This is a genomic window from Enterococcus sp. CSURQ0835 (assembly GCF_902706605.1).
Lineage (GTDB): Bacteria > Bacillota > Bacilli > Lactobacillales > Enterococcaceae > Enterococcus_A.
Map to the genome: position 1 here is coordinate 1 of NZ_CACSLH010000055.1, position 10,036 is coordinate 10,036.

General features: G+C 36.2%; 9 protein-coding genes and 1 pseudogene. 8 read left to right on the forward strand and 2 right to left on the reverse strand.

Features of this window, described 5'->3' with window-relative positions; translation table 11 throughout:
- Positions 1 to 353: 353 nt before the first annotated feature.
- The gene (locus GVJ38_RS13810) at positions 354 to 1,400 is read right to left on the reverse strand and encodes a hypothetical protein (RefSeq protein ID WP_159723784.1); all 1,047 of its coding nucleotides are present in this window, start codon (positions 1,398 to 1,400) and stop codon (positions 354 to 356) included.
- A 10-nt stretch (positions 1,401 to 1,410) separates the two neighbouring features.
- Positions 1,411 to 2,787 (reverse strand): radical SAM/SPASM domain-containing protein, encoded by a 1,377-nt coding sequence (locus GVJ38_RS13815; RefSeq protein ID WP_235032921.1) that lies wholly within the window; start codon positions 2,785 to 2,787, stop codon positions 1,411 to 1,413.
- 760 nt (positions 2,788 to 3,547) lie between these two features.
- Here GVJ38_RS13815 and GVJ38_RS13825 point away from each other — a divergent pair.
- The 8 genes and pseudogenes from GVJ38_RS13825 to GVJ38_RS13865 form a co-directional block, all read left to right on the forward strand.
- Positions 3,548 to 3,862, forward strand: a complete 315-nt coding sequence (locus GVJ38_RS13825) for a YdcP family protein (protein WP_000420682.1) — start codon at positions 3,548 to 3,550, stop codon at positions 3,860 to 3,862.
- Positions 3,863 to 3,877: 15 nt separating this feature from the next.
- Complete coding sequence (locus GVJ38_RS13830; RefSeq protein WP_000985015.1) at positions 3,878 to 4,264, forward strand: YdcP family protein; 387 nt, start codon at positions 3,878 to 3,880, stop codon at positions 4,262 to 4,264.
- Positions 4,265 to 4,292: 28 nt separating this feature from the next.
- Positions 4,293 to 5,678 (forward strand): FtsK/SpoIIIE domain-containing protein, encoded by a 1,386-nt coding sequence (locus tag GVJ38_RS13835; RefSeq protein WP_000813488.1) that lies wholly within the window; start codon positions 4,293 to 4,295, stop codon positions 5,676 to 5,678.
- 177 nt (positions 5,679 to 5,855) lie between these two features.
- Positions 5,856 to 7,061, forward strand: a complete 1,206-nt coding sequence (mobT, locus tag GVJ38_RS13845) for a MobT family relaxase (RefSeq protein ID WP_000398284.1) — start codon at positions 5,856 to 5,858, stop codon at positions 7,059 to 7,061.
- Positions 7,062 to 7,103: 42 nt separating this feature from the next.
- Positions 7,104 to 7,325 (forward strand): hypothetical protein, encoded by a 222-nt coding sequence (locus tag GVJ38_RS13850; RefSeq protein ID WP_001009056.1) that lies wholly within the window; start codon positions 7,104 to 7,106, stop codon positions 7,323 to 7,325.
- 116 nt (positions 7,326 to 7,441) lie between these two features.
- Positions 7,442 to 7,939: an antirestriction protein ArdA gene (locus GVJ38_RS13855; RefSeq protein WP_000342539.1), complete on the forward strand. Its 498-nt coding sequence runs from the start codon at positions 7,442 to 7,444 to the stop codon at positions 7,937 to 7,939.
- Positions 7,940 to 8,027: 88 nt separating this feature from the next.
- Positions 8,028 to 8,420 carry a conjugal transfer protein gene (locus GVJ38_RS13860; protein ID WP_000723888.1) on the forward strand — a complete coding sequence of 131 codons (393 nt, stop codon included), beginning with the start codon at positions 8,028 to 8,030 and terminating at the stop codon, positions 8,418 to 8,420.
- Positions 8,404 to 9,909, forward strand: a pseudogene (locus GVJ38_RS13865) (ATP-binding protein); the annotation flags it as partial. The gene GVJ38_RS13860 and the pseudogene GVJ38_RS13865, both read left to right, overlap by 17 nt.
- Positions 9,910 to 10,036: the final 127 nt, after the last annotated feature.

Consider the following 10,036-nt stretch of genomic DNA (forward strand, 5'->3'; position numbering starts at 1 on the left):
ATCCATGTGTAAGTCCTTTTTATTGGTCTTGGATAAGTCATCCGAGAACAGTATAAAGGATTTTTTTGTGCATGAATAGCTTTATAGCAATGCTTTTAATGATTTGAAGTTCTTTGCAACACTAGTGTAAAAACTATAATAAAAAAAGAATTCAGCAAAAATTAGGCTATTTGTCCCCGTTCAATACAGAGAGCAAACAACCTAATTACGAAGTGTTTTTATTTATTTTTTAATTTTGGGTTTCAGTACCAGCAAGGAGGTGCTTTTTTATTTTGTCTTAGTTTATTGAGGCGGTACCAAATATTCTAATTCGGCAACAGGACTTTTATTCTTAGGAATTGGCATGTACTTATCTAAATATTTACTTCATATTCGGAGAGTTTTGTTATGGATTCCTCAATAACATTGAAACAATCCGTATCATGAATTGGAATTGACACATTTTTGTGGTTAGCAATTCTTAATTTCTCAGAATTATTCTCTCTAAATCCAATACGATCACTTTCTCTCAAATCATTTAAATCTAAAAATGAATTCTCCAATAAAAATTTATCTGCGTAAATATTTAACTTTTTTTCAAAAACGCTAATCAAGGTATTAATTAATTCTTCATCATTAATATCTAAGGGGCCTAAAACATAAAAATAATCAAAATCAACTGCTTGACTGATAACGAATGAAGATACACCAAAATCTTCACACCAAAATTCCGAGAATTTCATCATTGCTTTTGGAAAGTCAATTAGAATCAGATCAGGTTTGAATTCTTTATCTACCGATTCAATAAATTCATTTAATAATAGTATCGAGTTATCAGATTCTTCTTTCATAAAATTAGTGGGAAAAGGTAATACACAATCTAAGTATAAATAGTTAGGATTATCTGAAATAATCTTGACAGTTAGACCTTTTTTGTTGTAAATTTTTAAAATGGATAAAATGTACTTATCTGTGTTCATCACAGATAAAATTTTTCCTAACCCCATAATAATAGCTTGAGGTTTATACAAGCTCTTTTTATTTTTGTCAAAATAGAATTTTGAAGTCGCTGGAGGAATTACGTTATTGTAGTTCCTATACTTATGAATGATTTCCGTATCATTACACAGTAATTTAACTGGAATATTGTGTGCATCAAACATGTCAAAAACTTTCTTTAAATATAAATCGATATGTTGTAACTCTTCAACGTTTAATACTAATAATTCTTCAATATTTTCTAAATTAGAGGATAATATATCATCTATATAGCTTAGATCTCTATTTAAAATAACGGGCTTACTCCAATTTTTAGGAGTTACTAAAGTAATGCCTTTTGAATCATCTATATAATCTATTAAGTATCCTATCAAATCTTTGTGCTCAGATTTGCACGGGAAAATCATAATATTTTTTTTCATGTAAAGCCTCCTATTTATATAATTTATGCAATTCTGAAATAAAAATTGTACTTTCTAACTTTGAAAAGGCTTCATTTTTTGTTTTCTCACAATTTTTCAATTTTTTCACCTTTGATATGGAACCGCCATCATCACATGCTCTCACACATTGATCACATAGTCTGAAAGCCCAGCATTCTTTACATTCATCTTCAGTGATTTTTGAAATATTAATAATATCACTAATAGAAGCATAATCAATTCCGTCTTCTAAATTACCAATATTCATGAAACTCGTATTCTCACTAATTTTTTCACAAGGAAATAGTTGACCGTTCGTATCGACAAAAAGTCTTCTCTGTCCTGCTATACATGGACCAGATGGAGTAAAAGACTCTGGTAACTTGTCATAATTAAGCAAAAACGATTCATACTCTTGCTCCATTATTAGTGGAATTTTACCCGATAGAGGCGATACACTACTAACGCTTACAATTTTGAAATGATTTATAATAGCTAAAAATTGATGATAAGCATTTTTGCTAGTAAAAGATTCACTGTATTTATTTTTTTCGATATTTAAATCATCATCGATGATATCACCCATGACATTAATTTTTCTGAAAATTTCATTTTCGAAAAGTTTAGAAATCTCGTCAAAATCATTTTGAGGATCCATTACCATGTTGACAGACATACGGGATGTTAATTCTTTTCCGTATTTTTTTTCTGCTTTACTAATATAGTGAATGATTCTATCGAAAGAGCCATGTCCATTCCTAAATTTTCTATGCTTGTCATGTATTTTTTGAGGTCCATCTATACTTAATGTGATTTGAAATGAATTTTCAATCATAAAATCCATTACATCCTCTGTCCATAAGGTTCCATTACTCGTCATATTAAATTGTAAATCTTTTCCCCAGAAAATTTCTTTTGAGTATTTGACACATTCTCTAATTAAATTCAGATTTAATAATGGCTCTCCCCCATAAAAAGATATTACTGGCTTTTTCACGCCGATGCTCTTTTTAAAAAATACATCAATAGCTTTTTTAGCAATTGATATTGCCATCTTTTTGTCACTGTGTGACCGTTGTGCTTCTGATGCACAAGAATATGGACAGTAAGAACAGCGTAAATTACAGTCTTGAGTAACTTGCAAAACTAATTGAGTCATATTATTATCCAGTTGATACATAATTGAATCTGTTTCTGGGTGCTTCAAAATTTTTACTGTTTCTCTATCGAAACACCCCTGTTTTTTTAATGTAATTATCTCAGCATCATTATAATCTATCTCATTATTGCTTATATTAATATATGCTTTCTTACTTATTTTTACTATTTTATTCGAGTTAGCATTATAAATATAATAATAATTCGGAGATCTAAATAAAGTATACATACCCACACCTAACGCTTTCCTGTAAATTTGTTTCGTTTATTATAAATGGTTACCATTTATTAAGAAAGCCCTTTTTTCATCAGTTAGCTGTTTTTTTATTATGTAAAAACTTAATAAAACACAATTTCCTTGATTTTATTTTATTTATGGTAATAAGTTAACTTTTAATAGCTGAAGTATAATTTATATTCGTTATTATATTGAATAATATTAACACTTCTCACACAGTGTGTTAGAGTAACTCTTTAAGCGGTTAATAAAAATTTATTTCGACATAGTCATTTATATTCGACTGATAAATTGCTCTATATCAAGCTTTTTAATTCTACGACACGCTACGTGGCAAATAGTAAAAATTAAGAAAGATATTTTAGAAAATAAAAACCTGTAACCACGCGTTATGAACTTATATTATTTTTAATTTAAAAATAGCATAAAAATCTAGTTATCCGCATAAAAACTGGACTTATCACACTTTATCAAGGTCAAAACCACTCAATTTACTACTAATTTACTACTTATGAATGAGCTTTGATACGACGATTTATCCTTGAAAAGTGAAGATATAAAGATACTTCCAATAAAATTTGAATATTTAATAGGTAGACACTTCAAAAAATGAGGTGTCTATTTTTTTACCCGATTTTGAAAGGAAGTGAACTTATGAAAACAAAAAATCAAGAATCAAAAGGTCGTTCCCCACTCTTTAAGACCATCAAACATTCATTCAGCCAATAAAAAAGAAAGGATAGGTAAAAATATGGAACTTAAATTTGTGATTCCCAACATGGAAAAAACATTCGGCAATTTAGAATTTGCTGGCGAGGATAAAGTCGTTCAGCGAAGAATCAACGGACGGCTAACTGTCTTATCAAGAAGCTATAATCTCTATTCTGATGTTCAAAGAGCAGATGATATTGTGGTGGTGCTTCCTGCTGAAGCTGGCGAAAAACATTTCGGCTTTGAGGAACGTGTGAAGTTAGTCAATCCACGTATTACCGCAGAGGGCTACAAAATCGGCACTCGTGGTTTTACAAATTACCTTTTACATGCTGACGACATGATAAAAGAATAAAGAAAGAGAGGAAAAATGATGAGATTAGCAAATGGCATTGTATTAGATAAAGACACGACTTTTGGAGAATTGAAATTCTCTGCTCTACGTCGTGAAGTGAGAATCCAAAATGAAGACGGGTCGGTTTCAGATGAAATCAAGGAACGTACCTATGACTTAAAATCCAAAGGACAAGGACGCATGATTCAAGTAAGTATTCCTGCCAGCGTGCCTTTGAAAGAGTTTGATTATAACGCACGGGTGGAACTTATCAATCCCATTGCGGACACCGTTGCTACTGCCACCTATCAAGGAGCAGATGTTGACTGGTATATCAAGGCAGACGATATTGTGCTGACAAAGGATTCTAGTTCATTCAAAGCTCAACCACAAGCAAAGAAAGAACCGACACAAGACAAATAGTCGCTAGGTAGAAAGGAGACTTTTTCGCATGAAACAGCGTGGTAAAAGGATTCGCCCATCTGGTAAAGATTTAGTCTTTCATTTTACGATAGCGTCACTCCTGCCTGTTTTCCTGCTGGTTGTCGGACTGTTTCATGTGAAGACAATCCAGCAGATCAACTGGCAGGATTTTAACCTATCACAAGCAGATAAGATTGACATTCCCTATTTAATTATCAGTTTCAGTGTCGCAATTCTTATCTGCTTGCTGGTAGCGTTTGTATTCAAACGGGTTCGCTATGATACGGTTAAACAACTTTACCACCGTCAAAAACTGGCAAAGATGATACTTGAAAACAAGTGGTATGAATCTGAACAGGTCAAAACAGAGGGTTTCTTTAAAGATAGTGCTGGTCGTACAAAGGAAAAGATAACCTACTTCCCTAAAATGTATTATCGACTTAAAAATGGCTTGATACAGATACGGGTGGAAATCACGCTGGGAAAATATCAAGACCAACTCTTACACTTGGAAAAGAAATTAGAGAGTGGCTTGTACTGTGAGCTGACGGATAAAGAGTTAAAGGATTCCTATGTGGAATATACTTTGCTCTATGACACCATAGCCAGTCGTATTTCTATTGATGAAGTAGAAGCTAAAGATGGTAAACTTCGCTTAATGAAAAACGTATGGTGGGAATATGATAAGCTCCCTCATATGTTGATTGCTGGTGGTACAGGTGGCGGTAAAACTTACTTTATACTGACACTGATTGAAGCCTTGCTTCATACAGATTCAAAACTGTATATTCTTGACCCGAAAAATGCTGACCTTGCGGACTTAGGTTCTGTGATGGCAAATGTCTACTATAGAAAAGAAGACTTGCTTTCTTGCATTGAAACATTCTATGAAGAAATGATGAAACGTAGTGAGGAAATGAAGCAGATGAAGAACTATAAGACTGGCAAAAATTATGCTTACTTAGGTCTCCCGGCACACTTCTTAATCTTTGATGAATACGTCGCTTTCATGGAAATGCTGGGAACAAAAGAAAACACCGCAGTTATGAATAAGCTGAAACAGATTGTCATGTTAGGTCGTCAAGCTGGCTTCTTTCTAATACTGGCTTGTCAACGTCCAGACGCAAAATATTTAGGCGACGGAATCCGTGATCAGTTTAATTTCAGAGTGGCTTTAGGTCGTATGTCTGAAATGGGCTATGGCATGATGTTTGGCAGTGACGTACAAAAGGATTTCTTCTTAAAGCGAATCAAAGGTCGTGGCTATGTTGATGTAGGAACAAGTGTCATATCAGAGTTTTATACTCCCCTTGTACCAAAAGGATATGATTTCTTGGAGGAAATTAAAAAGTTATCCAACAGCAGACAGTCCACGCAGGCGACGTGCGAAGCGGAAGTCGCAGGTGTGGACTGATCTTGCTGGCTGGTGTGGCAATAGCCACGCCAGCACTTAACCCCCCGTATCTAACAGGGGGGTACAAATCGACAGGAAACAGTCAAAAAAACATTAGAAAATCCTTTGGTTACAAGGGATTTACAAAATTTCAGCGTATGTCAAATGGGCTTTAAAAGTTGACATACGCCTTTTTGATTGGAGGGATTTTTACTGAATGAACAAACTTGGTTACAGCATTTAAAAGAAAAACGCTTGGCTTATGGACTATCTCAAAACCGTTTAGCTGTTGCGACTGGTATTACAAGGCAGTATCTAAGCGATATTGAAACAGGAAAAGTCAAGCCATCAGAGGATTTACAGCAGTCCCTTTGGGAAGCTCTGGAACGCTTCAATCCCGACGCTCCCCTTGAAATGCTGTTTGATTATGTAAGGATTCGCTTTCCGACAACAGACGTACAGCAGGTGGTCGAAAACATCTTACAACTGAAACTGTCCTATTTTCTTCATGAGGACTATGGTTTCTATTCTTATTCAGAGCATTATGCTTTAGGCGACATATTCGTCCTTTGCTCCCATGAACTGGACAAAGGAGTTCTGGTGGAATTGAAAGGTCGTGGGTGCAGACAATTTGAAAGCTATCTTCTGGCACAACAAAGAAGCTGGTATGAGTTCTTTATGGACGTTTTGGTGGCTGGCGGTGTGATGAAACGCCTTGACCTTGCCATTAACGATAAGACAGGGATTTTGAATATCCCTGTACTCACTGAAAAGTGCCAACAGGAAGAATGTATCTCCGTCTTCCGCAGTTTTAAAAGCTATCGCAGTGGCGAACTGGTACGCAAAGAGGAAAAGGAATGTATGGGAAACACCCTCTATATCGGTTCATTACAAAGTGAAGTTTATTTCTGTATCTATGAAAAGGACTACGAGCAGTACAAGAAAAATGATATTCCCATTGAAGACGCAGAAGTAAAAAACCGTTTTGAGATTCGATTGAAAAATGAGCGTGCCTATTATGCAGTCCGTGATTTACTCGTCTATGACAATCCAGAGCATACCGCCTTTAAAATTATCAATCGGTATATCCGTTTTGTAGATAAAGACGATTCCAAACCTCGTTCTGATTGGAAACTGAATGAAGAATGGGCTTGGTTTATTGGGAACAATCGTGAACGATTAAAACTAACCACAAAACCAGAGCCTTACTCCTTCCAAAGGACGCTGAACTGGCTATCTCATCAAGTTGCCCCGACCTTAAAGGTTGCGATTAAACTTGATGAAATCAACCAGACGCAGGTTGTAAAAGACATTCTCGACCATGCGAAACTGACAGACCGACACAAGCAGATTTTGAAGCAACAGTCAGTAAAAGAACAGGACGTGATAACAACAAAAAAATAACTCAAATACAAATTCATTGAATATAGAGAGGAGAACATTTTTATGAATTTTGGACAAAACCTTTATAACTGGTTTCTATCAAACGCTCAATCACTGGTGCTTTTAGCAATCGTTGTGATTGGCTTGTATCTTGGCTTCAAGCGTGAGTTTAGCAAACTGATTGGCTTTTTAATTATTGCGATTATTGCGGTTGGCTTAGTCTTCAACGCTGCTGGAGTAAAAGACATTTTACTAGAGCTATTCAATCGCATTATTGGTGCTTAAATAAAACCGTTCTTTTGTGGAATATAAGTGGTTTTCTTATGTTCCGCAAAGGAATGGTACACCAAACGAAGTGCGGTAGGGATTTTTGAATCTCTACAAAGAAAGGACGTGAATATATGGACGATATGCAAGTCTATATTGCGAATTTAGGCAAATACAATGAGGGCGAATTGGTCGGTGCGTGGTTTACCTTTCCCATTGACTTTGAGGAAGTCAAAGAGAAAATCGGCTTGAATGATGAATATGAGGAATACGCCATTCATGACTACGAGTTACCCTTTACGGTTGACGAATACACTTCCATTGGCGAACTCAATCGACTATGGGAAATGGTATCGGAATTACCCGAAGAATTACAATCGGAGCTATCTGCTCTGCTCACTCATTTTTCAAGCATTGAAGAACTAAGCGAACATCAAGAGGATATTATCATTCATTCCGATTGTGATGATATGTATGACGTGGCACGCTACTACATTGAAGAAACGGGTGCTTTAGGCGAAGTACCAGCTAGTCTTCAAAACTATATTGATTATCAAGCCTATGGTCGGGATTTAGACCTTTCAGGAACGTTTATCTCAACCAATCATGGGATTTTTGAAATCGTCTATTAAATCTGTCGGTACATTACTACTGGCAGATTTTCTATTTTACGGGGTGGCTCAATCAGCTACCCCTATTTTTTATGAAAGGATTGATTACATGAAGAAAATACGAAGCTATACCAGTATCTGGTCTGTGGAAAAGGTACTGTATTCTATCAATGATTTTAGACTTCCGTTTCCCATAACCTTTACGCAAATGACATGGTTTGTCGTGTCACTCTTTGCAGTGATGATACTTGGCAACTTGCCCCCTCTTTCCATGATAGAGGGAGCATTTCTCAAATACTTTGGGATTCCTGTGGCTTTCACATGGTTTATGTCTACAAAAACTTTTGATGGTAAAAAGCCTTATGGATTTTTGAAGTCTGTCATTGCTTATGCACTGCGACCAAAGCTGACCTATGCAGGAAAAAAAGTAACGCTTGGCAGAAACCAGCCACAAGAAGCCATTACAGCAGTTAGGAGTGAATTTTATGGCATATCCAATTAAATACATTGAAAACAATCTCGTCTGGAATAAAGACGGGGAATGTTATGCTTACTATGAGCTTGTTCCTTACAATTACTCATTTCTAAGTCCAGAACAGAAAATACAAGTGCATGATTCTTTCAGACAGCTTATCGCACAAAATCGTGATGGCAAAATTCATGCTTTACAAATCAGTACAGAATCCAGCATACGTTCTGCACAAGAGCGTTCCAAAAATGAAGTCACTGGCAAGCTCAAAGCGGTTGCCTATGACAAAATCGACCAACAGACAGACGCTTTAATATCCATGATTGGCGAAAATCAAGTGAACTACCGTTTCTTTATCGGCTTTAAGTTGCTTCTCAACGATCAGGAGTTTTCTATGAAAAGTCTTACCGTTGAAGCAAAAAATGCTTTGTCTGATTTTGTCTATGATGTGAACCATAAGCTGATGGGCGATTTTGTTAGTATGAGTAATGATGAAATCCTGCGTTTTCAGAAGATGGAAAAGCTCTTAGAAAATAAAATCTCTCGTCGTTTCAAAATCCGCAGGTTAGATAAGGACGACTTCGGCTATCTGATTGAACACCTTTACGGACAGACAGGCACTGCCTATGAAGAGTATGAGTACCATCTATCAAAGAAAAAGCTGGATAATGAAACGCTGATTAAATACTATGACTTGATTAAGCCTACTCGCTGTTTGGTGGAAGAAAAACAGCGATATTTGAAAATCCAGCAGGAAGATGAAACCGTCTATGTAGCTTACTTTACCATTAACAGCATTGTCGGAGAACTGGACTTCCCGTCCTCTGAAATCTTCTACTACCAGCAACAGCAATTTACATTCCCGATTGATACGTCAATGAATGTGGAAATTGTAGCGAATCGTAAAGCCCTATCTACTGTCCGCAATAAAAAGAAAGAACTGAAAGACTTGGATAACCACGCTTGGCAAAGTGATAATGAAACCAGCTCCAATGTGGCGGAAGCTCTGGAAAGTGTGAATGAGCTGGAAACCAATTTAGACCAAAGCAAGGAATCTATGTACAAGCTGTCTTATGTGGTAAGGGTATCAGCAAATGATCTTGACGAACTCAAACGTCGTTGTAATGAAGTGAAAGATTTTTATGACGATTTAAGCGTAAAACTGGTACGACCATTTGGGGATATGCTCGGCTTACATGAAGAATTTTTACCTGCCAGCAAGCGTTATATGAATGATTATATTCAATACGTGACCTCTGATTTCCTCGCTGGTTTAGGTTTTGGTGCTACTCAAATGCTGGGGGAAAATGAGGGGATTTATGTTGGCTACAGCTTAGATACTGGACGCAATGTCTATCTGAAACCTGCTCTTGCCAGTCAAGGGGTTAAGGGTTCAGTAACCAATGCGTTAGCGTCGGCTTTTGTTGGTTCGCTGGGTGGTGGTAAATCCTTTGCGAATAACCTTATCGTCTATTATGCGGTGCTTTATGGGGCACAAGCAGTGATTGTAGACCCAAAAGCAGGTGCGAAACGTTCCTACTTGAAAAGAGTAGGCACAGCACTTCATTAAATCAATATTTAATGTGTGTTGGAGAACTAAACACACGAATAGTCGAATGACGGGGTAACGCCCTGAAAGGCTACTTTAA

Bases quoted from the DNA above. Each gene is read 5' to 3' on its own strand.
- GVJ38_RS13810 (WP_159723784.1), bottom strand. From the start codon at position 1,400: ATGAAAAAAAATATTATGATTTTCCCGTGCAAATCTGAGCACAAAGAT.
- GVJ38_RS13815 (WP_235032921.1), bottom strand. From the start codon at position 2,787: ATGTATACTTTATTTAGATCTCCGAATTATTATTATATTTATAATGCT.
- GVJ38_RS13825 (WP_000420682.1), top strand. From the start codon at position 3,548: ATGGAACTTAAATTTGTGATTCCCAACATGGAAAAAACATTCGGCAAT.
- GVJ38_RS13830 (WP_000985015.1), top strand. From the start codon at position 3,878: ATGATGAGATTAGCAAATGGCATTGTATTAGATAAAGACACGACTTTT.
- GVJ38_RS13835 (WP_000813488.1), top strand. From the start codon at position 4,293: ATGAAACAGCGTGGTAAAAGGATTCGCCCATCTGGTAAAGATTTAGTC.
- GVJ38_RS13850 (WP_001009056.1), top strand. From the start codon at position 7,104: ATGAATTTTGGACAAAACCTTTATAACTGGTTTCTATCAAACGCTCAA.
- GVJ38_RS13855 (WP_000342539.1), top strand. From the start codon at position 7,442: ATGGACGATATGCAAGTCTATATTGCGAATTTAGGCAAATACAATGAG.
- GVJ38_RS13860 (WP_000723888.1), top strand. From the start codon at position 8,028: ATGAAGAAAATACGAAGCTATACCAGTATCTGGTCTGTGGAAAAGGTA.